Source organism: Streptomyces sp. NPDC030143, assembly GCF_055573695.1.
In genome coordinates, this window is sequence record NZ_JBVIAY010000006.1 from 352,125 (window position 1) to 374,080 (window position 21,956).

Sequence of the window (21,956 nt, forward strand, 5' to 3'; positions counted from 1 at the left end):
CCCAAAAGATCTCCAAAAAAAAGGGGGGTCCCCGGCTAGCGGCTTCTGTGGGGGGGGAATGGGGGGGGCGCCCGGGGGGGGGGGCGGGGCCGCCTCCCCGTGCACCAACCATTGACATGCCCATATCCTGATGGGATTTTGAGAGCGCTCTCATGAAGGTACGGACCAACCCCCACAGGCCTACCCGCACGGAGGTGGAGGGTGCTTCGCCCACTCAGGTCCCGGCTGGCAGCAGCGGCGGGAGTCGCAGCCCTGGTCGGCTCGTTGCTCACCCTGGGACCCCCGGCACGGGCCGCGGTCCCCGACACCGTCCCCCTGAAGATCACCAACAACTCGGGCCGCGGCGAACCGCTGTACATCTACAACCTCGGCACCCTACTGAGCACCGGTCGGCAGGGCTGGGCGGACGCCGGCGGCGCGTTCCACGCCTGGCCGGCGGGCGGCAACCCGCCCACCCCCGCACCCGACGCCTCGATCCCCGGCCCGGCGGCGGGGCAGTCCACGACCATCCGCATCCCCAAGCTCTCGGGCCGCGTGTACTTCTCCTACGGCCGCAAGCTGGTGTTCCGGCTGACCACCGGCGGGCTCGTGCAGCCGGCCGTGCAGAACCCCGCGGACCCGAACCGCGACATCCTCTTCAACTGGTCGGAGTACACGCTCAACGACTCCGGGCTGTGGCTCAACAGCACCCAGGTCGACATGTTCTCGGCGCCGTACGCGGTCGGCGTGCAGCGTGCCGACGGGAGCGTGAGCAGCACGGGGCGACTCAAGCCGGGCGGCTACAACGGCTTCTTCAACGCCCTGCGAGCACAGCCCGGCGGCTGGGGCAACCTGATCCAGACCCGGTCCGACGGCACCGTCCTGCGCGCCCTCTCCCCGCTGTACGGCGTGGAGACCGGGGCCCTGCCGCGGTCCGTGATGGACGACTACGTCAACCGCGTCTGGCAGAAGTACGCGACGACGACCCTGACGGTCACGCCGTTCGCGGACCGGCCCGGCATCCGGTACCACGGCCGGGTCGCGGACGGCCTGCTGCGTTTCACCGACAGCGCCGGGACCGTCGTCACCAGCTTCCAGAAGCCGGACGCAGACAGCATCTTCGGCTGTCACAGGCTGCTGGACGCCCCCAACGACCTCGTCCGCGGCCCGATCTCGCGCACGCTGTGCGCGGGCTTCAACCGGTCGACCCTGCTCGTCGCCCCGAACCAGCCGGACGCCACGTCGGCGAACTTCTACCAGGACACGGTGACCAACCACTACGCCCGCAAGATCCACGCGCAGATGGTCGACGGCAAGGCGTACGCCTTCGCCTTCGACGACGTCGGTCACCACGAGTCGCTCGTGCACGACGGCGCGCCGCGTCAGGCGTACCTGACGCTCGACCCGCTGGGCTGACGCCTCGGAGCTCCGAACGGAAAGGGAGCCCGGCTCGCGACGCCCGGCACGCCCGCCGCGTTGCCGGAAGCCCCTGGTAGCTCGCTACGAGGAGCTTCCGGCGCCTCGCGATCGCACGCACCGGGCGTCGCGACGTGATCGGAGTCCCTTTTCGTCCGGAGCTCTCAGCCGGCCGTCGGGGCGGTGTCGACACACCTCCGCTACGACCCCGTCCTGGTCGCCCCGTCCGTGTCGATCGCGGTCGTCGCCGCGACGGCGGCAATGTGGGCGGCCGTCACGGTCCGGGGGTTCCCGACGAGCCTCGGCGCGAGCCTGGTCATGGGAGTCGCCGTCTCCGGCATGCACTACGGCGGGATGTCCGCGGTCAGTGTCCATCTGCACGGTGCCGCGTCGTCCTGCACCGGCGACACGCCTACCTCGCTGCCGCTGCCCATGCTGGTCGGGCCGGCGGTCTTCCGGTTGCCGGCCGCGGTGGTGGTGATGTTCGACCCGCTGCTCGTCCTCGGCGACGGCGAGTGGAACCGGCCGGCGCCGGCCGCCCCCGCCCCCGCCCAGGAGGAGCGGGCCGGGCGGGCGGCCCTCGGGCGGTCGTGGAGCCGGTGAAGCGATCCCGCTCGTGGGTCATTGCTACGGTGCACCGGTGTCTGACTCCTCACGCGATACCGCCGCAGGCGCCGGCTGGGGCGGCGCCGAGCAGGGCGCGTACCGGCAGCTCATGCCCGCCCGGTCCGGGAAGATCTCGTGGCTGGACCCCCGGATGCTGTGGGCCGCGCGCAACGGGGTACTGGCGTCCTGGTTGGGCGACCCGACCGGCCGTACCCGTGCGCGCTGGGTCGCACAGCGCGCCGCGGCCGGAGCCCCCGCCGACAAGGTGATCCGGCGCGACTCCCCCGACCGGTTCTCCTTCATGGTCATCGGCGACACCGGCGAGGGCGACGACCCCCAGTACGCGGTCGTGCCGGGGTTTCTGAAGGTGGGTCAGGACACGGACTTCGCCGTGCTCGCCAGCGACGTGATCTACCCCGTCGGCAGCGCCGACGACTACGGTCCCAAGTTCTTCCGCCCGTACCGCGACTACCGGGCGCCCGTCTACGCGATACCGGGCAACCACGACTGGTACGAGGACCTCGGCGCGTTCATGCGCGTCTTCTGCGGCGACGCCCCGCCCCTGCCGCCCGAGCCCGCGCCGCGCCCGCCGTCCCGGGCGTGGCTGCGCTCGCTGCTGTGGCACCGGCCGCGCGAGGGCGACGGCCGACGCCTGGACGAGGAACGGACGGTGCGGGCCGCGCCCGGGCAACAGGCCGTCCAGCCGGGCCCGTACTGGGCGATCGACGCCGGCCCGCTGCGGATCATCGGCATCGACACCGGACTGCTGGGCACGGTCGACGCCGAACAGGGCGCATGGCTGCGCGAGGTGGCTCGGGACCCCCGCCCGAAGATCCTCGTCACCGGCTCACCGCTGTACGTCGACGGCGAGCACCACCCCTGTCCCGTCGAGGGCGGCGGCACGGTCGACGACATCGTGCGCGACCCGGCCCACCGCTTCGTGGCGGCGATCGGCGGTGACATCCACAACTACCAGCGCTATCCGGTGAACGTGGGCGGCCGCACCATCCAGTACGTCGTCTCGGGCGGCGGCGGGGCCTTCACCCACGCCACGCACACCATTCCGCGCGTGTCGGTCGCCGGCGTCACCGAGCGGGACTTCCGCTGCTACCCGCTGCGCGGTGACTCCCTGGCGTTCTACAGCCGTCTGTACGGCCGCCGGCTGCGCCTGCGCCGCTTGTTCACCCTCACCGAGGACCAGGCGACGGCCGTGGTCGCCGAGCGTCTGGGCATCACCCCGGCGCGGGCGCCGCAACCGTCGGCCGAGGTCACCCGGCGGGTCCGGCTGGTCGCCTCGCTGCTGGGCGCGGGCCGCCGCCCCGACCGTCCGGCCCGCTTCCGGCTGCCCGTGCGGAAGATCTACACCCAGGTGTTCTCCCCGAGCTCGGCGACCTACAGCCCGCCGTTCTTCAAGTCGTTCCTGCGGGTGGACATCACCCCGGAGGCGGTCCGGCTGCGCTGCTTCGCGGCGACGGGCAACCGGGCCCAGGAGATCGATCCGCCGGTCGAGGACGAGGTCGTCATCCCGCTGACCTGAGCGGCGGGCGGCGGCAGGCGGACGGTGACCACGGAACGCGCCGTCCGCGCCCCCGGTCGGGACCGGGCCCACAGCCGTACGTCGCGCACGAGGACCACGGGCGGATCCTCACCGGCAGGACGACGAAGCCGGGGCCGGAGCCGGGTGGCGGCCGCAGTGATCCGGGGACGTCACCAGCGCCCCGGTTCAGTCCCCGTGACCGGCTCCGAGGGCCTGCCGTCCACTCCGACGGGCACGTCGCCGGCGAGCATCACCCGGTGCATGGTGCGCGGGAAGCCGAGGTGGGCGTTGTCCCCGGGCGCCAGGTGGATGGTGGCCCGGTTGTCCCAGAAGGCCACACTGCCCGGCTCCCAGCGGAAGCGGACCGTGTACTCGGGCCGGGTGGCCTGCTCCAGGAGCATCTCGAGGATCGCCGCGCTCTCCGCACGGGAGACGCCGGTGATCTGCTCGACGTAGTAGCCGTTGACGTACAGCACCCGCTCCCCCGTCTCCGGGTGGACGCGCACCAGCGGGTGGACGGAGGCGACCTGGTGGTCGAGCAGGTGGCGCACATAGGCGTCGTCGCCGGGGCGGGGCTGGTAGCCGACACCGAGCCGGTGCTCGGCGCGCAGGCCGTCCACGAAGCGCCGGACCGGCTCGGACAGTCCCGCGTAGGCGGCCGCGAGATTGGACCAGGTGGTGTCGCCGCCGTAGGGCGGGACCGTCTCGGCGCGCAGGATCGTCGCGGCCGGCGGGTCGACGCGGGCGCCGTGGTCGCAGTGCCAGCCGCGCAGCAGGGTGTGACGGCGGCGCCGCAGCCACTCGTCGTGGTCCATCCCGAAGCGTCCGCCCAGCTCCAGCCGGTCGGCGGTGGTCTCGATCTCGGGCACGCCGGCCGGCGAGGCGCTGCCCCGCCGGCGCGGCACGACCGGCTCGCCGAATCGGCGGGCGAACGCCACGTGCCCGGCGTGGTCGAGGCGCTGTCCGCGGAAGAACACCACCTTCCAGCACAGCACGGCGGCCCTGATCGCCGTTACCCCGGCTTCGTCGAGCCCTTCGGCCAGGTCGACGCCGGTGACCTCGGCGCCGATGTGCCCGGCGACCGGCCTCACCTCGACGCCGGCGGCCCGCGCGGCCCGCTCCACCGCCTCGGGGTCCATGGCCCGGCTCCGCGTCGTCATACACGCTCCGATCGTCCTCGCGGCGGCCCGGTGCCGCCCGCCGGGCATCCTGCCCGCCCCCTCCGGTCGATCAACCCTCCTGCCGTCGCCGACGCCGGAGGGACGGCGCGGTCGACGGAAGCCCGACGGTGAACAGCGTCCGGCGCACCCGCGGGCTGCGCGCCTTCCACGAGGCGAAGGGCGTCGTCACGGAGAGCTGGAGCCCGCCGGACCGCGGCTCGGCGCTGTTGCGGGACCCGGCCGTCGTCTCCGTCGCCGAGGCACACGGCGTGAGTCCCGCCCAGGTCGTACTGCGCCTGCGCCTCCGGCTCTGCGCGGTGCCGATCCCCAAGTCGGCCGACCCCGACCGCCGGCGGGCCGACCCCGACGTGTTCGGCTTCTCCGTGGACCCGGAGCAGATGCGGGCGATCGGCGACCGGCCCCGGCAGCGGCTGGGCGGGGATCCGGAGGCGCACGAGGAGTTCCGAGGCCGTCGGGCGGGACGGCGGACACCGCTCGTCTCGCCCGTTACGGCCCCAACCGCCCCGCGAAGCGCGTATGTTCGCCCCGGCACGTGCTCGTCGCCGCCGTCGCGATCGTCTGCCGGGAGGCCCGTATGCGCACCTCGTTCCGTGTCGCCGTCACCGGTGCGGTCACCGCCGCCACCGTTCTCGCCGCCCCGGTCGCCCAGGCCACGCCGGGCGGGCCGGGGGTCAGCGGCCGGGTGATCGCCCGGACGACCGTCGGGGGGACGGACTACGTCCTGCGGGAGGTGACGATCCCGCCCGGGCAGGCCACCGGCTGGCACTACCACGACGGGCCGGTGTACGGCGTCGTGAAGCAGGGCACCCTCAGCCACTACGACGCGACCTGCGCCTCCGACGGCGTCCACCCGGCGGGCGGGACCATCCAGGAGGCCGCCGGGCCCGGTTATGTGCACCTCGGCCGCAACCTCGGTGCCGTTCCCCTCGTCCTGGAGGTGCTGTACGTGCTGCCGCACGGTTCGCCGTTCTCCCGGGACGCGCCGAATCCGGGCTGCGCGTTCGAGTGATCAGAGCGGCGGCAGGGCCTGCTCCGCCCAGATGGTCTTGCCGCGGGTCGTCTGCCGGCTGCCCCAGCGCTGGGTGAGCTGGGCGACGAGCAGGAGTCCGCGCCCTCCTTCGTCGTCGGAGTGGGCACGGCGCAGGTGCGGAGAGGTCGAACTGCCGTCGGACACCTCGCAGATGAGGGTGCGGTCGCGGATCAGGCGCAGCCGGATGGGGGGTTCGCCGTAGCGGATGGCGTTGGTGACCAGTTCGCTGACGACGAGTTCGGTGACGAAGGCGGTCTCGTCCATGCCCCAGGCGGCCAGCTGGTCCGTCGCGGCCTGCCGGGTGGCCGCCACGTGGGCGGGGTCGGGGGTGACGTCCCAGGTGGCGACCTGGTCGGCGCCGAGCGCGCGGGTGCGGGCCAGCAGCAGGGCGACGTCGTCGCCGGGCTCCTCGGGCAGGACCGCCTTGAGGACGCTGTCGCACAGGGCGTCGAGGGAGGCGGCGGGGGCGGTCAGCGCGTTGCACAGTTCGTCGGTGGTGCGGTCGAGGTCGCGGGCGCGGTCCTCGACGAGGCCGTCCGTGTAGAGGGCGACGATCGTGTCCTCGGGCACCTCCAGCTCGACCGCCTCGAAGGGCAGTCCGCCGACGCCGAGCGGGGGCCCTGGTGCCATCCGGACGGGGCGTGCGGTGCCGTCGGGCAGGACGAGGACCGGGGCCGGGTGACCGGCGGCGGCGACGTTGAGGCGGCGGGTGACGGGGTCGTAGACGGCGTAGAGGCAGGTGGCGCCGAGTTCCGCGACGTCGTCGGCCCCGTCGTCGGCGCCGCCGACGCCGTCGTAGGCCGCGAGGTGGGTGACGAGGTCGTCGAGGTGGGTGAGGAGTTCGTCGGGCGGCAGGTCCACGTCGGCGAGGGTGCGCACGGCCATGCACAGTCGACCCATGGTCGCCGAGGAGGGGATGCCGTGCCCCACGACGTCACCGACGACGAGCGCGACCCGGCTCCCGGAGAGCGGGATGACGTCGAACCAGTCGCCGCCGACACCCGCCGTGGAGCCGCTGGGCAGATAGCGGTGGGCGACCTCGACGGCCGCCTGACCGGGCAGGCCGCGCGGCAGCAGACTGTGCTGGAGCGCCAGCGCGGTCGTGCGTTCGCGGGCGAAGCGGCGGGCGTTGTCGACGCAGACGGCGGCGCGGCTGGCGAGCTCCTCCGCGAACACGGCGTCGTCGGCCTCGTAGTCGTCGGGCTGGGCGACGCGTACCGCCACGGCGACGCCGAGCGTGGTGCCGCGGGCCCGCAGCGGCACCGCCATCATCGAGTGGACGCCCTTGCGGTACGGGCGTCCGGCGGGGGCCCGGGCGTTGCGCTCCGCGACCCACCGCATGAACGCGGGCTCGCCCGCCTGGCTGAGCATCGCCCGGCCCTCCCGCAGCGCCCGCGCGACGGGCGAGAACGGCGGGTAGAGGTCCGCCTCGCCCAGGTGCACGGCCGCTTCCGGGGTGCCCTCGGTGACGGAACCGTGGGCGACCCGGCGCAGCACGATCTCCTGGCCGGACACCACCGGCGGTTCCTCGGCGCCGAGGACCCAGTCGAACAGGTCCACGCTGGCGAAGTCCGCGAACCGGGGCACGACGATCCCGATCAGCTCCTCGGCCGTGCGCACCACGTCCAGGGTGGTGCCGATGGCCGCCGCGGCCTCGTTCAGCAGGGCCAGCCGCCGTCGCGCCCAGTGCTGCTCGGTGCTGTCGAACGCCGCCAGGGCGGTCCCCACGAGTTCGCCGGAGGCGTCCCGCACCGGCCACATCTCGGTGGTCCAGGCATGCTCCCGGTTCAGGGCGGGGGCGCCCGTGAAACTCTCGTAGCGGACCGGTCTGCCCGTCTCCGCGACGTGGCGCAGGTGCCAGTTGAAACCGCGGCTGTGCTCGGCGTCCTCCACGGTCTCGGGGAAGTGCCGGCCGATCAGGGTCTCCTCGGGCACTCCCATCACCTGACAGGCCGCGTCGTTGAGCCGCAGGTAGCGCTGGCGGGTGTCGAAGACCGACATCGACATGGAGGCCTGCTGGAAGGCGCGCCCGGCCAGGGTCGCCTCACCGTCCGCGAGCCGCTCGACGGTGAGCGTGAGGCCCGCCGGTTCCCCGCCGGGGCCGAGAACCGGGCAGGCGGTCACGGTGACGGTGACCGGGTCACCGTCACGGCGACGGACGACGACGGGGCCGGTCCAGGCCCCGTCCATGCGCGCCGGGACGGCATCCCCGAGCAGCTCGGCCGCCGGCCTGCCCACCGCCTCCTCGGCCGTGTGGCCCGTGAGGAGACGGGCACCCTCACTCCAGCCCGTCACGATGCCGCGGGCATCGATGACGGCCGCGGCGGCGACATGCTCCATGTCGTCCAGAATGGTCCTTTTGACCCGGCTCATCAACCGCGACCGGGCCGCAGGGCTGCGGGGTCTCAGGCGCGGTGGGCGCGCAGCGCCGCCAGGGCGCGGTCGGCGTGGGTGTTCATGCGCAGTTCGCTGCGCACGACCTCCAGGACGGTCCGGTCCTGCGCTATGACGAACGTGACCCGTTTGGTGGGGGCCAGGGAGAAGCCGCGCTTCACGCCGAACCGTTCCCGCACCGCGCCGTCGGCGTCGGACAGCAGGGGCATGCCGAGGCCGTGGCGGCCGGCGAACTCCTGCTGGCGGTCGACGGGGTCGCCACTGATACCGACCGGCCGTGCGCCGACGGCGGCGAACTCGGCGGCCAGGTCACGGAAGTGGCAGGCCTCCGCGGTGCAGCCGGGGGTGAGGGCGGCGGGGTAGAAGAAGAGGACGACCGGTCCGTCGGCGAGCAGGTCCGTGAGACTGCGGACGGCGCCGGTCTCGTCCGGCAGCGCGAAGCCCTCGACCGGGTCGCCTTTCTCCGGGGCCTTGGTCATGACCGGCCCTCCGCCTTCCGGGCGACGTGACGCGCCCACAGCACGAGGGGCACCTGGAGGGGCAGTCGGCCGATCGCTGCGGCCTTGAGCGGGGCGGGGCGGTGGCGCCAGTCGACGGCCATCTTGACGTTGGCGGGGAAGACGCCGACGAAGAACGCCGCCGTCGCCAGCGAGGCCGCCTTGCGGGTCGCGGGCAGTGCCACGCCGGCCGCCAGGGCGAGCTCCGCGACACCGCTGGCCCGGGTCCAGGTCCGCGGTGAGCCCGGCAGGGAGCGCGGCACGATCGCGTCGAAGGGGCGCGGTACGGCGAAGTGGGCGACGCCCATGCCGGCCAGCAGGCCCGCGAGCAGCAGGGGTGAGCGTTCGGACCGGGGCACGGTTCCTCCTCTGACGGCCAGGCGCGCGATATTACTGGAGCGTAGAGACGGCGCAGGCGGCGGGGTCCTCGGGAACCCGCCGGGGCCGGGGGCGCCGGGGTGCGCGCCCGAGGGCCGGGACGGCGGTCGGGCGCGGGCCGGTCAGGTGCCCGGCGTGGGGGCCGGGACCTGCCGGTCGGGTTCCTCGTCCTGGGCGTGGGAGAGGAAGAGGGGCGCGGGCGGGTCAGGTGCCCGGCGTGGGGGCCGGGGCCTGCCGGTCGGGATCCTCGTCCTGGGCGTGGGAGAGGAAGTCGTCGACCATGCGGTGGAAGAGCCCGGCGAGGAGGCTCAGGTCCTCGGGGGTCCACGCGGACAGGGCCGGCTGCATGCCCGCGGGCGCCGGCGTCCCGGACCCGGTCGACGGCGGCCCGGCCGGCTTCGGTGGGCCGGATCCGCTGGGCGCGCCCGTCGACGGGGTCGGGGACGCGCTTGACGTGTCCGGACCTCTGCAACTGCTGCACCGTGCGCGTCACGTGCGAGGCCTCCACGCCCAGCCGCTGGGCCAGACGCCCCCTGGCCCTCCTCCGGGCCGCGGCCGGCCGTCGGCGGGTTGTCCGGCCGGCCGGGGGCCGTGCGAACTCCGTTCAGGGGAAACCGGCGCCCGGCACGCGTGACCGGGCGCCGACGCGTCGAGACCTCACCCCGTGAGCCCAGCCGCGACCGAGGGTGCAGCGAACCCGGAGCACCCTGACAAGCCGGAGGACCCCGCGCGTCCGAAGCGCCCAGGAGGCCCGCGCATCCCCGCGAAGCCGGAGCGCCCAGGAGGCCCGCACCGTTCCGAGAACCCGGGGCGCCCGGACGGTCCGGGGGCCGTCGACAAGCCGCAGGACCCCGAGGACCGCGGGACCGAGGGCCCTGGGAACCTCGGAGGCCGGGGGCGTCCCGAGCACCGGAGAACCCCCGCCGCCCTCCCCCTCATCGCCCCCATGCTCGCCACGTCCGGCGCCCTCCCGCCCCCAGCCGCGGACGCGCGCTGGGCCTACGAGACCAAGCAGGACGGGCAGCGCGCGGTGATCTACCTCGCCGGCGACGGAAGCCTCCAGCTGCGCGCCCGCTCCGGGGAGGACATCACCGCCGCCTACCCCGAGCTGCGTCCGCTGGGCGGCGTGCTGGGCCGCACCCCGGCCGTGCTGGACGGCGAGGTGCTCGCGCTCGACGAGGAGGGCCGCGCGAACTTCCAGCTGCTCCAGTCACGGATGGGGCTGGCCCACGCGCCCGTCAGAGCGGCACGGATGGCGGGCACGGTCCCCGTCCACCTCGTCGTGTTCGACGTGATGCACCTGTCCGGCCGCTCCCTGCTGCGGGTGCCGTACGGGGAGCGCCGGAAGCGGTTGGAGGGACTCGCGCTGGCGGGGCCGTACTGGTCGACGCCGGGCGCGCTGGTGGGTCACGGGCGGGAGGCGCTCGAGGCGACCCGCGCGCACGGTCTGGAGGGTCTGGTCTGCAAGCGACTGGACTCCGTGTACGAGCCCGGGGTGCGCTCCCGCGCCTGGATCAAGATCCGGAACATGCGGGCCGTGGACGTCCTGATCGGCGGCTGGCTGCCCGGCAAGGGCCGGCTCACGGGCCTGCCCGGCGCCGTCCTGGTCGGCCAGCGGGACGGTACGGGCCGGCTGCGGTACGTCGGCGGCGTGGGCACCGGCTGGAGCGAGGCCGAGCGCACCGAGCTGGCGGCGCTGCTGCGGGGCCTCGCGAGCGACGCGTGCCCGTTCGATCCGGTGCCGGCGGCGGCGGGCGCGCACTGGGTGCTGCCCCGGCTGGTGGGCGAGGTCCGCTTCAGCACCCGGACCCGGGCGGGTCTGCTGCGCCAGCCGTCCTGGCTGCGGCTGCGGACGGACCTCACCCCCGAGGAGTCGGCGGCCGACCTGCCCGATCCGACGGATTCCTGACGTACCGCCAGCGCAGACGGCGTCAGATGGCGTTCCCAGAAAGCCGTCCACCGCCGATCCACCTGTCACCCCTTGGCCCGGAAGTGCGGATCGGGGAAGCTGAACTCCCCGTTCCCCGACAGCCGTTGGGCTGTGCCCGGACCCCGAGGAGGACGCGTGGCGTCATCGACGTTCACGGCACACCGCAGAAGATGGCTCACCGGGCTCGCCGGTGCCCTCACCCTCGTCGTCGCCTTCCCCACGGCGGCGTTCGCCGCCCCGCCCCGGGCCCTCCCGGCGAACGCCGAGGCCGCCGAGCGGACGTACCAGCCCGCGTTCGACTACGACACGGACGGCTGCTACTCCACGCCCGCGATCGGTCCCGACGGCACCGTCAACGGCGGGCTGAAGCCGACCGGTGCGCTCAACGGGTCCTGCCGGGACGCCTCCGACCTGGACAACACCAACAGCTACGCGCGCCACAAGTGCAACAACGGCTGGTGCGCCTACCTGTACGGCCTCTACTTCGAGAAGGACCAGGCCCTGCCGGGCACCGGCATCGGCGGGCACCGCCACGACTGGGAGCACGTCGTGGTCTGGGTGCAGAACGGCCAGGTGCGCTACGTCTCGACGTCCAACCACGGCTCGTTCACCGTCACGGCGGCCTCCGGTGTCCGCTTCGACGGCACCCACGCCAAGGTCGTCTACCACAAGGACGGCATCAGCACCCACTGCTTCCGCCTCGCGAACTCCCACGACGAACCGCCGGAGAACCACGAGGGCACCTGGCAGTACCCGCCGCTGGTCGGCTGGAACGGCTACCCGGCGGGCGTGCGCGAGAAGCTGAGCGCCCACGACTTCGGCAGCGCCCACTTCGGCCTGAAGGACGGCAGCTTCACCGGCCACCTGGCGTCGGCGAAGCCGTCGGGGATCACCTTCGACCCCGACGCCTGAGCCGACACCCGCCGGTCGGTCCCGGGACGTAGGACTCGCGCCGTGCGCGGGCTCGGCCCCGGGCCCGATCCCCGGCCCGCGCACCGTCCGTAGCCTCCTGGGCATGACCACGACGAACGACACGAGCGGACGGCTCGACGAGGCCTACGAACGGCTCCACACGAGCGGCCCCGAACGCCTGGGACGGCTGTCCAACCACGCCCCGATGGTGGTCGAGTCACTGGCCGCGCGGGGGCGGGCCGACGCCGTCCACCGCTGGCTGGACCGCTACCGCGACAAGCTCGAGGAGTTCCCGGACCCGGTGGCGCCCGTCACGGACGCCACCTGGCGGGAGGCCCTGGGCGACGTCCGCCGTGCCGCCGACTGGACCGCCTTCTTCACCCGCGCCCTGGCCGAACGTCCGTGGCGCACCGTCCTGGCCGAGTGGTGGCCCCGCCTGCTGCCGGGCCTGTACGGCGCCGCGACGCACCCGGTGATCCGGGTCGGCCACGCCGTACGGGCGTTGCGGACCGAGGAGAACGCGCCCCGGCTCGCCGAACTCGCGCACGCCCTCGGCTACTGGGCCGCCCGCCACCGCACCGTCGCCGCGGTCGTCGCGCTGCCCGGCGCGCCGAGCGCGTCCGCGTCCCTGGACGCCGTGGTGCCGGTGGAGACGGGCCACCGGGCGTTCCCCGACCGCCTGGGGGCGGTGCGCGCACTGCCCGTCTGGGCGGCGGACGTGACCGAGGCGGACGCCGCCCGCGCCCGGCTCGCCGAACTGGTCCGCGCGGCGACGCACCGCTACGCCACCCACGGACACGGAGAGGAGACGATGCTGGTGCACGCGGCCACGGCCCCCAACGCCGTCCTGCGCACCCTGGACGCGCTGCCCCGCGCTCTCTGGGCGCCGAGTCTGCACGCGGCGTGGACGGCGTCCGCGGCGGTCACCGCGATGTACGCCCCGAAGGAACCGGTGGACTTCGTGCCGCCCCGCAGCCCCACCCCCGAGGAGGTCGTCGAACGGGCCCTCGCCCACGGTGACGAGCACGTCATCAAGCTCACCGACACCGCCCTGGACGTCGGGGACGGGCAGGCGCTCGCGGCCGCCCTGCGGGCGGTGGACCTCAGCGTGCCGCTGCCCTGAGCGGCTGTCCGGGTGCGCACATGACTGCGCGTGAGCCGGCCGGCGCGCGGTCGCTGTGCGAGCCGCTGCGCGACCACACGGCCCGCCGGGCTCCCCGTACGACAGGCCGCCCGGCGGCGGTCCCGGCCCGACGTCCACCGGCCCACCCTCGGCGAGCCCTGGAGGCCTCCGGAAGATCTCGCTCGGGCCGCCCGACCGGCCCCGTTGCCCTGAGATATCGATCGAGTCGAACCGCGGCAAGCCGGGCGTGATCCAAGATTCTCAGCGGACTCCCAGGCCCGGGGTCACCACTCGCTGTGGGGCACCGACTTCCGCCTGGACGTGCGCACCGCGACCGCCGACCACGCCGCCATCGGCTTCCGGACGGGCGTCGAACAGCCGGACGATGACTCCTTCGAGGCGCTGCGGCCCCTCACCGGGCGCCACGACCTCGTACGGCGCCGGATGCCCGCCGCGCGCCCCGGCCGACTCCGCCGCCCTGGACCGCGACCCGGGCCGGCAGGCGACCTGCGCCCCTTCCACTGGCGCCGCACCGCACCGGCGGCGGGATCCGGCCGCTGATCCCGTGTGCGGTGCGCCGCAGTGTCCGGTACGGCACGGACTCGTCGCCCCGAGGGTCTATCGTGTCCCGCATGTCCGTTCCGGAAGTGATCCGCATCGTCTCCCGCGACTCTCCCATGGCGCTGGCCCAAGTGGAGCGTGTCCGCGCGGAGTTGGCCGTCCTGCATCCCGGTGTGCGCACCGAGGTCGTCCCCGTGAGGACGACCGGTGACAAGTGGATGGGGGACCTGTCCCAGGTCGAGGGCAAGGGCGCGTTCACCAAGGAGGTCGACGCCGCGCTGCTGGCCGGCGAGGCGGACCTGGCGGTGCACTGCGTCAAGGACGTCCCGGCGGACCGGCCGCTGCCCGCGGGCACGGTGTTCGCGGCGTTCCTGAAGCGGGACGACATCCGCGACGCCCTCGTGCACCCGGGCGGGCTGACCCTCGACGAACTGCCGGCCGGCACCCGGATCGGCACCTCCTCGGTGCGCCGGATCGCCCAACTGGCGGCCACCCACCCGCATCTGCAGTGCGTGCCGTTCCGCGGGAACGCCAACCGGCGGCTGGAGAAGCTCGTGGCGGGCGAAGCGGACGCGCTGCTGCTCGCCGTTTCCGGGCTGGAGCGCATCGACCGGCGGGACGTGATCAGCGAGGTGCTGTCCCCGGAGGTGATGATGCCGCCGATCGGCGCGGGCATCCTCGCCCTGCAGTGCCGCGAGGGCGACGCCGACCTGATCGACGCCGTCAGCGGACTCGGCGACCCGGCCACCCACCGGGAGGCCTCGGCGGAGCGCATGTTCCTGCACGTGCTGCAGGGGCACTGCAACAGCCCCATCGCGGGGTTCGCACAGGTCGACCGCAGCGGCGAACTGTCCCTGCGGGCCTGTGTGTTCACCCCGGACGGCAAGACACGGCTGAACGCCCACGAGTGGGCGGGCCGGCTCGACCCGGCCACACTCGGCACGTCGGTGGCCGTGGCACTGCTGCGCCAGGGCGCCCGCGAGATCATCGACGGCATCCCGCACTGAGGGGTCCTTGCACTCTGCCCGCCCGGGCCGCGCGGCCTGATCAGGCGCTCATGGTGCAAGGACCCCGGAGGCGGGCCGACCGGGGCGGGCGCCGCGTCAGGCGGTGCCCTCTTCGGCCTGGTCCCGCAGGAAGTTGCTGACCTGCCGGGCCAGGCTCTCGCGTCCGGCCGCGGCCTCCGCGGCGCCCTCGTCCAGGCCGAGGCCGCCCACCCACATCCGGCGCCCCGCCCACTCCTCGTCCACGCGCAGCTGGACCTGTACGTCCACCTGGGCGAGCGCGGCCTGCGGTCCGGCGGCGTACAGCACGGCGGTGGCGCGGCGCAGCGGGTAGACGTCGAAGCCTTCGATGAACTGCGAGTTGCGCCAGTCGACGAAGGCGCTCTCGCCGTCGGATCCGATCCGCACGTCGATCTGGCCGTCCTCCAGATGGACGCCGAAGCTGCGCTCCCCGCGGTTCTCGACCGTCACCCGCAGGCGGAAGTAGGTCAGGCCCTCGGCCGCGTCGTCCCGTCCGCGCGGCGGCTCGGCCGGCTCCAGGCGGTGGACGCGGACGCGCAGACCGGCATGCTCGTCGTACTCCTGCCAGTCCCCGACCACGTTCGGCTCGTACACAGTCCACCTCTCGACTTGTTACGGGCTGCTTCCTATCCGTGCGCTCAGTGCACTGTCAAATGAGCGGAATGCGCTGTGGCCAGGGGCTTCATCCCTTTTGATCGTTGATCAAGCCGTGCCCAGGCACAATGGGCGCGACGGGGTGCGGGGGCGGTGCGCGGGCGTGCCGCACATCACGTCCGGGCGGGGGACATCAGCGGGCCGGCCGGCCGAGCGACGGGGAGGCGGCGGCCAGGCCGCGCACGGCGGCGAGGGTCAGCGCCGAGAAGTCCGCCGCGAGATGTGCGGCGGTTCCGACGAGCGGACCACGCAGGGTGTCCACCTCGTAGCTGAGCGGGTTGACCCCGCCGATCGGCTGATCGCCTGGAGCCGGCCCGGCATGACGTCGACCGGACAGAGGCCGTCGGCACGCCGAAAGCCGCACGCTCCGGGAGGACATGGGTGACAAAACGGGGCAAACTGTTTCAGAGCGCCCTGCGGCGGGAATGGGCAGAGAGTGCTTCGGACAGGAGGCACGTTCGTGGGAGCCGCCGCCGAGCCGGCCCCGGTGTTTCCGGTTGGTGCGAGCACGCAGGTCCCACGGTGTCCGTCCATCCACCGGCACCCTGAGGGAGGCGCGCGACATGCGTACCACCGTCAGAACGAAGCAACACCCTCACGACGACGCCCCGGACACCGTCGAGTCCTTCGCCCGGCTCGCGGAACTGCCCGACGGCCCCGAACGGCAGACCCTCAGGGACGAACTGGTCCGGCTCTGGCTTCCGATGGCCGAGCGGATCGCCGTCCGCTTCCGCGGGCGGGGCGAGGCGCTGGAGGACCTCTACCAGGTCGCCGCCCTCGGCCTGGTCAAGGCCGTCGACCACTACGACCCCGAGCGGGGGCGTGCCTTCGAGGCGTACGCGGTGCCGACCATCACCGGCGAGATCAAGCGCCACTTCCGCGACCACATGTGGACGCTGCACGTACCGCGCCGCGTCCAGGACCTGCGTAACCGGGTGCGGCACGCCGTCAAGGACCTCTCCCAGACCACTCCCGGACGGGCACCGACCGTCGCCGAGATCGCCGACTACGCGCAGCTGAGCGAGGACGAGGTGCGCACCGGCATGGAGGCCCTGGAGTGCTTCTCCGCGCTGTCCCTGGAGGCGGAGATGCCGGGCACCGACGGGTACGCCCTCGAGGACGCCCTCGGCGACCCCGACCCCGGCTACGACACGGTCGTCGACCGGGTGGCCGTCGCCCCGAGCCTGCGGGCGCTGCCGGAGCGCGAGCGGACCATCCTGTACCTGCGCTTCTTCGGCGGGATGACGCAGAGCAGCATCGCCGAGCAGCTGGGGATCTCGCAGATGCACGTCTCGCGTCTGCTGAGCGGCTGCTTCGCTCGCCTGCGCGAGGAGGTCGCGTCCGAGGGGCACTGAGCGGACACCGACCCCGACCCCGGGGCCCGGCGGGCGGTTCCTGGCCCGGCCGAGCTCCTTGACGACCGGCGGTGTCGGCCCAGCGGGGCGGCGCCGGGGATCTGCACGGGACCGCGACGTTCCAGAGATCCTCGGGCGCGCTACGGCTCCGCCATGACGTCCCGGGGCACGTCCCCGCAGTGCCCCGCGGATCACCGGCTCGGCAGCGTTGACGGCCTGATGTCCGTGTGCCGGGAGGCCTCCGGACGGACGGTCCACGCCTCGGCCGGCGTCACGGCGCCGAGGGCGACGACCACGCCGACCGCCTGGTCGACCACGGGGTGCGAGCGACGCGCCTCCCTCAGCCGATCGACCTCTCGCCGGAGGTGAGGATCAGGGCCGTTTCGTCGCTGGTCCCACGCGGTACTCGGACCACCCCTCCATCGTGCCACCGGCTCGTTCGGCAGGCGCCGTGGACGGTTCCGGTCGGACACTGGTGGGGAGGCCCGCCGGCTGCCGCCGACAGATCAGAAACGCGAGTGCCATGAACCAACATCCCCCCTCCTCCCCCGGCACGACGGAGGTCGTCTCCACCCATTCCGTGTTCGGCGCGCCCTGCTGGGTGAGCCTGACCAGCCGCGACCTGGACGCCACCCAGGAGTTCTACGGAGCCGTCCTGGGCTGGCAGTGGCGCCGGGGCAGCCTCGGCGACCACTTCCGGACCGCGCTGGTCGACGACGTCCCCGTCGCCGGCGTCGCCGCCGTCGCCTCGATGTGGCAGATGGCGGTGGCCTGGACGCCGTACTTCGCCGTGTCGAGCGCCGACCTGGCCGCGTCCCGCGCCCGGGAGCGCGGCGGGACGGTCGCCGTGGGGCCGATCTCCCTGCCGCCCGGCCGGGCCGCGCTGCTGGCCGACCGCGACGGCGCGACCTTCGGCATCTGGGAGGGGGAACTGATCGGCAACTGGGAGGCCTGGCGGCAGGCCGCGCCCGCCTTCATCCGGCTGCACACCCGGGACGCCTTCGACTCGGCGATCTTCTACGGCGAGATCCTCGACTGGGCCACCGACCGGCCCGGCTGCTGCGAGGTCCACTACGAGGGCGGCGAGGTCGTGCTGCGCAGCCGGGGCGACATCGTCGCCCGCATCGAGTCGGGCGCGCTGGAGGCGGCCCCCGATCCGACGATCCGCCCGCACTGGCAGGTCCACTTCGCCGTGGCGGACGTCGCTGCCTGCGCCCGGGCCGCGGAACAACACGGCGGCAGCGTCCTCGGCAAGGGCGCCGACGAGGCCGTCCTGCGCGACCCCGACGGCGCCCAGTTCACGGTGACGTCCCACCGCGACCGCTGAACGCACGCGAGGAGGGCCCCCGGCGGATCACTCCGCGTCGGGGGCCCACGGCCGTCCGGGGGTCACTCCGACCGTCTCGGGGGGCGGGTCAGCACCAGCAGGCTGCGGGCCGTCACCGGAAGCTCGGCGCCCGCCTTGTACTCGGCCTCGTCCGGACCGCCGTCGGGACCGGCGGTGTCGACGCACACCGTCCAGCGCTCGCCGTACTCGGGGCCGGGGAGACGGAAGACGACGGGCTCCCAGTAGCTGTTGAGGAGCAGCAGGAAGGAGTCGTCGACGACGGGACGGCCGCGCGGGTCGGGTTCGGCTATGGCGTCGCCGTTGAGGAAGACGCCGACGCTGTGGGCGTCGGGGCGCCGCCAGTCGCGCTGGGCCATCTCGCGCCCGTCCGGCAGCAGCCACACCAGGTCGGGCAGCGGCTGGCCGGCGTGGGTGACCGTCTCGCCGCGGAAGAAGCGGCGCCGGCGCAGCACCGGGTGGGCGGCCCGCAGGGACACCAGGTGCCGGGTGAAGTCCGTGAGGTCGCGCTGCTCGTCGGTGAGCCGCCAGTCGATCCAGGAGACCTCGTTGTCCTGGCAGTAGGCGTTGTTGTTGCCGCGCTGGGTGCGGCCGAGTTCGTCGCCGTGGCAGAGCATCGGGATGCCCTGCGAGAGCAGCAGCGTGGCGAGGAGGTTGCGCTGCTGTCGGGCACGCAGTGCGAGGACGTCCGGGTCGTCGGTGTCGCCCTCCACGCCGCAGTTCCAGGACCGGTTGACGCTCTCGCCGTCCCGGTTGCCCTCGCCGTTGGCCTCGTTGTGCTTGTGGTTGTACGAGACGAGGTCGCGCAGGGTGAACCCGTCGTGCGCGGTCACGAAGTTGACGCTGGCGCGCGGGCGGCGCCTGCTGTGGGCGTACAGGTCGGAGGAGCCGGTCAGCCGGGAGGCGAACTCGCCGAGCGAGTCCGCCTCGCCCCGCCAGAAGTCCCGTACCGCGTCCCGGTAGGGGCCGTTCCACTCCGACCACAGCGGCGGGAAGTTGCCCACCTGGTAGCCGCCCTCGCCGACGTCCCACGGTTCGGCGATCAGCTTGACGCGGCTGATGACGGGGTCCTGCTGGATCAGGTCGAAGAACGCCGACAGCCGGGAGACCTCGTGGAACTGCCGGGCCAGCGTGGCCGCGAGGTCGAAGCGGAAGCCGTCGACGTGCATCTCGGTCACCCAGTACCGCAGCGAGTCCATGATCAGTTGCAGGACGTACGGGTGGCACATCAGCAGGCTGTTGCCGGTGCCGGTGGTGTCGTAGTAGTGCGGGAAGTCGCCGTCCACCAGACGGTAATAGGAGGCGTTGTCGATGCCGCGGAAGGACAGCGTGGGACCCTTCTCGCTGCCCTCGGCCGTGTGGTTGTAGACGACGTCGAGGATCACCTCGAGGCCGGCCGCGTGCAGCGCCTTCACCATCGTCTTGAACTCGGCGACCTGCTGCCCCCTCGAGCCGTGGGCGGCGTAGGCGTTGTGCGGGGCGAAAAAGCCGATGGTGTTGTAACCCCAGTAGTTGGACAGGCCGCGGTCCGTCAGCACGCCGTCCTGGACGTACTGGTGGACCGGCATCAGCTCGACGGCGGTCACGCCCAGCGAGGTGAGGTGCCCGGTCACCGCGGGGTGCGCGAGGCCGGCGTAGGTGCCTCGCAGTTCCGGCGGGACCTCGGGGTGGGTGCGGGTCAGTCCGCGCACGTGGGCCTCGTAGATCACCGTCTCGGCGTACGGGCGCCGGGGCGGTCGGTCCTCGCCCCAGTCGAAGACCGGGTCGGTGACCACACCGAGCAGGGTGTGCCCGGCGCTGTCCTTCGGGTCGGGGCCCTCGCCCGCGCGTTCGAAGAGGGAGGCGTGGTTGTCGACCTGGCCGTCGACGGCCCGCGCGTAGGGGTCGAGGAGCAGCTTCGCCGGGTTGCAGCGGTGACCCGAGGCCGGGTCCCACGGACCGTGCACGCGGTAGCCGTAGCGCTGCCCCGGTCCGACGCCGGGCAGGTAGGCGTGCCAGACGAAGCCGTCGACCTCGCTCAGCGGCACGGCGCGGCTGCCGCCGTCGTCGTCGACGAGGACGAGGTCGACACGGTCGGCGACCTCGCTGAAGAGCGCGAAGTTGGTGCCCTCGCCGTCGAAGTCGGCACCCAGGGGGTAGGGGTGCCCGCTCCACACGGGCACCCCGGCACCGCGGTTCGGCCGCGAGGTCACCGGACGCCTCCCAGGACGCCGTCGGTCTCGTCCGCCGTCGCGGCCAGCGCCGCCACCGGCAGCGTGCGCGGCACCTCCAGCGTCTCGCGCAGGTCCGGCTCCGGTGCGGTCGGCACCAGTGGGACGCGCTCGCCGGCACGGGCCCGCTGCGAGAACCAGATGACCTTGCTGCCGGTGTGGGTGGTGCAACAGCCCCAGCCGTCGCTCATCGCGGCGATGCTCTCCAGGCAGCCGCGCAGGTCCTGGTCCGGGCGCAGGTCCCGGTCGTCGCCCCCGACGGCCGTGATCAGGTGCTGGCCGTTCCACCACAGCTCGATCGACGTGTGCTTGTCCGTGGCGTGCTCGTCGATGGCCTCCAGCAGCATCTGCGTGCCGCGGCACACGGGCTCGACGAGCGGGTCCAGGTCCCAGTACCGGAGGTGGGCGCCCAGTATGCGCCTGACGTGCCCGACCCGTTCCGGGCTCACGTCCACGTCGAGGTGGTAGTAGCAGGGCACTGCGGTCTTCATCGTCGTTTGCTCCTCACCGGCGAGGCTCTCGCTCCCTCCCGGCCCGGCGGGCCGAGCCCCGAACACGAAGCGTGAGCGATGTTCGCTCCTGAGTCACAACCACAGTGAAGCCGCTACGCCATTCGTGCAACACGAGCCCCCCAACACCAAGATCCAACAGGACGTTGGGTGATGCACCGTGCACCATAAGTGAAGGCCTCGGGAGGTTTGACGGTTTCGCACCTCTGCGGACAGGGCCGACCCGCTCGTCGCGGGCGATGTACCTCTCGTACTCCCGGAAGGTGAACAGCGCCATGCTGCTACCAGCGAAGACCGAAGTCGCCAGATGTCTGCGCAGTTACCGGGCCTGGGAGCGCGCGATGCTCGCCTGCCCCGGCGACCTCGCGGTGCGGGCCACCTTCGAGGACTGCGGATACACCCTGTGCGTGCTGATGGGCAAGCGTTGCGCTCGGGAGGCGGCGGACGCCGCCGAGCAGTATCTGCGCGTGGGTTCGCCGTCCCGCGTCCGGCGCAGCGGCCGGAAGCGGGAGAAGAACGGCGTGGCGCGGGTCGCGGCGCCCCTGCCGGTCTCGGTCCCGCATCTCGCGGCGGAGCGTTGACACCCGCCGCGTCAGCGGTTCGGGCATCAGAAACCGGCTGGAGAAGCCGGTTCCAGCACAGCGGAGGTGCAGCGTGAGGTCCACCAGAGCGATCGGCCGGATCCCGGTGAGGGACGTTCATCCGCGCGTGGATTGCGGCAGGCGACCGGCCAAGTCCGTGAGCGGGGAGACGTTCCGGATCACCGCGACGGTGTTCCGCGAGGGCCATGACGCCATCGGCGCCAACGTGGTCCTCAAGGACCCGGAGGGCCGTCGCGGAGCGTGGACGCCGATGCGCGAACTCGCCCCGGGCACCGACCTGTGGGGCGCCGACGTGACGTTGGACGAGGTGGGCCGCTGGACCTACACGGTGGAGGCCTGGAGCGACCCCGTGGCGACATGGCGCCGCCACGCGGAGATCAAGATCCCGGCGGGGATCGACACGGGCCTGGTGCTGGAGGAGGGAGGGCACCTCCTCGAGCGGGCCGCCGCCCGGGTGCCGCGCGGGCCCGGGCGGGCCGTGGTCCGGGAGGCCGCCCGCAAGCTGCTCGACGACGCGCTCCCGGTCGGCGACCGTCACGCTGCGGCGCTGACGCCGGAGGTGGAGGAGGTGCTCGCCCGCCACCCCTTGCGCGAGCTGGTGACGGCCGGTGCCACGATGCCCCTGCTGGTGGAGCGGGAACGGGCCCTGTACGGCGCGTGGTACGAGTTCTTCCCGCGTTCGGAGGGCACCGCGGAGCGCCCGCACGGGACG

Annotated in this window: 19 protein-coding genes and 4 pseudogenes; 14 read left to right on the plus strand and 9 right to left on the minus strand. The window is 73.5% G+C overall.

Annotated elements, in window-relative coordinates; translation table 11 throughout:
- Positions 1-201: 201 nt before the first annotated feature.
- From ACZ4YY_RS14135 to ACZ4YY_RS14145, 3 genes and pseudogenes are all read left to right on the plus strand, one after another.
- Positions 202-1,395: a glycoside hydrolase family 64 protein gene (locus ACZ4YY_RS14135; RefSeq protein ID WP_468288472.1), complete on the plus strand. Its 1,194-nt coding sequence runs from the start codon at positions 202-204 to the stop codon at positions 1,393-1,395.
- A gap of 192 nt (positions 1,396-1,587) precedes the next feature.
- A pseudogene (locus ACZ4YY_RS14140) lies at positions 1,588-1,998 on the plus strand (MHYT domain-containing protein); the annotation flags it as partial.
- Positions 1,999-2,035: 37 nt separating this feature from the next.
- Complete coding sequence (locus ACZ4YY_RS14145) at positions 2,036-3,538, plus strand: metallophosphoesterase family protein (protein ID WP_468288475.1); 1,503 nt, start codon at positions 2,036-2,038, stop codon at positions 3,536-3,538.
- A gap of 170 nt (positions 3,539-3,708) precedes the next feature.
- On the opposite strand, the gene ACZ4YY_RS14150 is transcribed toward ACZ4YY_RS14145, so the two are convergent.
- A complete protein-coding gene (locus ACZ4YY_RS14150) occupies positions 3,709-4,698 on the minus strand; it encodes a TauD/TfdA dioxygenase family protein (RefSeq protein ID WP_468288478.1) in 990 nt (329 codons plus the stop codon).
- Positions 4,699-4,853: 155 nt separating this feature from the next.
- Between ACZ4YY_RS14150 and ACZ4YY_RS14155 the strand changes: the two are divergent.
- Positions 4,854-5,162: pseudogene (locus tag ACZ4YY_RS14155) on the plus strand (aldo-keto reductase family protein); the annotation flags it as partial.
- Positions 5,163-5,293: 131 nt separating this feature from the next.
- The gene (locus ACZ4YY_RS14160) at positions 5,294-5,728 is read left to right on the plus strand and encodes a cupin domain-containing protein (RefSeq protein WP_468288481.1); all 435 of its coding nucleotides are present in this window, start codon (positions 5,294-5,296) and stop codon (positions 5,726-5,728) included.
- On the opposite strand, the gene ACZ4YY_RS14165 is transcribed toward ACZ4YY_RS14160, so the two are convergent.
- The 4 genes and pseudogenes from ACZ4YY_RS14165 to ACZ4YY_RS14180 all read right to left on the minus strand — a co-directional run.
- Complete coding sequence (locus ACZ4YY_RS14165) at positions 5,729-8,089, minus strand: SpoIIE family protein phosphatase (protein WP_468288484.1); 2,361 nt, start codon at positions 8,087-8,089, stop codon at positions 5,729-5,731.
- A gap of 65 nt (positions 8,090-8,154) precedes the next feature.
- Positions 8,155-8,622: a peroxiredoxin gene (locus ACZ4YY_RS14170; RefSeq protein WP_468288487.1), complete on the minus strand. Its 468-nt coding sequence runs from the start codon at positions 8,620-8,622 to the stop codon at positions 8,155-8,157.
- A complete protein-coding gene (locus ACZ4YY_RS14175; protein WP_468288490.1) occupies positions 8,619-8,999 on the minus strand; it encodes a DoxX family protein in 381 nt (126 codons plus the stop codon). Before ACZ4YY_RS14175 ends, ACZ4YY_RS14170 begins: the two co-directional genes overlap by 4 nt.
- Before the next feature lie 223 nt (positions 9,000-9,222).
- Positions 9,223-9,550 (minus strand): annotated as a pseudogene (locus ACZ4YY_RS14180) (MarR family winged helix-turn-helix transcriptional regulator); the annotation flags it as partial.
- A gap of 414 nt (positions 9,551-9,964) precedes the next feature.
- Here ACZ4YY_RS14180 and ligD point away from each other — a divergent pair.
- The 5 genes from ligD (at position 9,965) to hemC (ending at position 14,551) form a co-directional block, all read left to right on the plus strand.
- Positions 9,965-10,927 (plus strand): non-homologous end-joining DNA ligase, encoded by a 963-nt coding sequence (gene ligD / locus ACZ4YY_RS14185; protein WP_468288493.1) that lies wholly within the window; start codon positions 9,965-9,967, stop codon positions 10,925-10,927.
- A gap of 156 nt (positions 10,928-11,083) precedes the next feature.
- A complete protein-coding gene (locus ACZ4YY_RS14190) occupies positions 11,084-11,860 on the plus strand; it encodes an NPP1 family protein (protein WP_468288496.1) in 777 nt (258 codons plus the stop codon).
- 103 nt (positions 11,861-11,963) lie between these two features.
- Positions 11,964-12,983, plus strand: a complete 1,020-nt coding sequence (locus ACZ4YY_RS14195) for a questin oxidase family protein (protein WP_468288499.1) — start codon at positions 11,964-11,966, stop codon at positions 12,981-12,983.
- A gap of 321 nt (positions 12,984-13,304) precedes the next feature.
- The gene (locus ACZ4YY_RS14200; RefSeq protein WP_468288502.1) at positions 13,305-13,544 is read left to right on the plus strand and encodes a hypothetical protein; all 240 of its coding nucleotides are present in this window, start codon (positions 13,305-13,307) and stop codon (positions 13,542-13,544) included.
- A 71-nt stretch (positions 13,545-13,615) separates the two neighbouring features.
- Positions 13,616-14,551, plus strand: coding sequence for a hydroxymethylbilane synthase (gene hemC, locus ACZ4YY_RS14205; protein ID WP_468288505.1), 936 nt, complete (start codon positions 13,616-13,618; stop codon positions 14,549-14,551).
- A gap of 96 nt (positions 14,552-14,647) precedes the next feature.
- On the opposite strand, the gene ACZ4YY_RS14210 is transcribed toward hemC, so the two are convergent.
- Both ACZ4YY_RS14210 and ACZ4YY_RS14215 read right to left on the minus strand, forming a co-directional pair.
- Complete coding sequence (locus ACZ4YY_RS14210; protein ID WP_468288508.1) at positions 14,648-15,163, minus strand: hypothetical protein; 516 nt, start codon at positions 15,161-15,163, stop codon at positions 14,648-14,650.
- Between the two features lie 193 nt (positions 15,164-15,356).
- Positions 15,357-15,562 (minus strand): annotated as a pseudogene (locus ACZ4YY_RS14215) (ABC transporter permease); the annotation flags it as partial.
- Positions 15,563-15,786: 224 nt separating this feature from the next.
- On the opposite strand from ACZ4YY_RS14215, the gene ACZ4YY_RS14220 reads away from it, so the two are divergent.
- Entirely contained in the window at positions 15,787-16,578 is a 792-nt protein-coding gene (locus ACZ4YY_RS14220) for an RNA polymerase sigma factor SigF (protein ID WP_468288511.1), read from the plus strand.
- A 523-nt stretch (positions 16,579-17,101) separates the two neighbouring features.
- Entirely contained in the window at positions 17,102-17,905 is an 804-nt protein-coding gene (locus tag ACZ4YY_RS14225) for a VOC family protein (protein ID WP_468288514.1), read from the plus strand.
- Between the two features lie 62 nt (positions 17,906-17,967).
- Here the strand turns inward: ACZ4YY_RS14225 and glgX are convergent, their stop codons facing one another.
- Positions 17,968-20,115, minus strand: a complete 2,148-nt coding sequence (glgX, locus tag ACZ4YY_RS14230) for a glycogen debranching protein GlgX (RefSeq protein WP_468288516.1) — start codon at positions 20,113-20,115, stop codon at positions 17,968-17,970.
- Entirely contained in the window at positions 20,112-20,624 is a 513-nt protein-coding gene (locus ACZ4YY_RS14235) for a pep a2 (protein WP_468288519.1), read from the minus strand. Before ACZ4YY_RS14235 ends, glgX begins: the two co-directional genes overlap by 4 nt.
- Before the next feature lie 293 nt (positions 20,625-20,917).
- Here ACZ4YY_RS14235 and ACZ4YY_RS14240 point away from each other — a divergent pair, with 293 nt between their 5' ends.
- Together ACZ4YY_RS14240 and ACZ4YY_RS14245 are read left to right on the plus strand one after the other, a co-directional pair.
- A complete protein-coding gene (locus tag ACZ4YY_RS14240; RefSeq protein WP_468288584.1) occupies positions 20,918-21,223 on the plus strand; it encodes a DUF5133 domain-containing protein in 306 nt (101 codons plus the stop codon).
- Positions 21,224-21,296: 73 nt separating this feature from the next.
- Positions 21,297-21,956: maltotransferase domain-containing protein (locus tag ACZ4YY_RS14245; protein WP_468288522.1), on the plus strand; the 660-nt coding region annotated here is incomplete at its 3' end.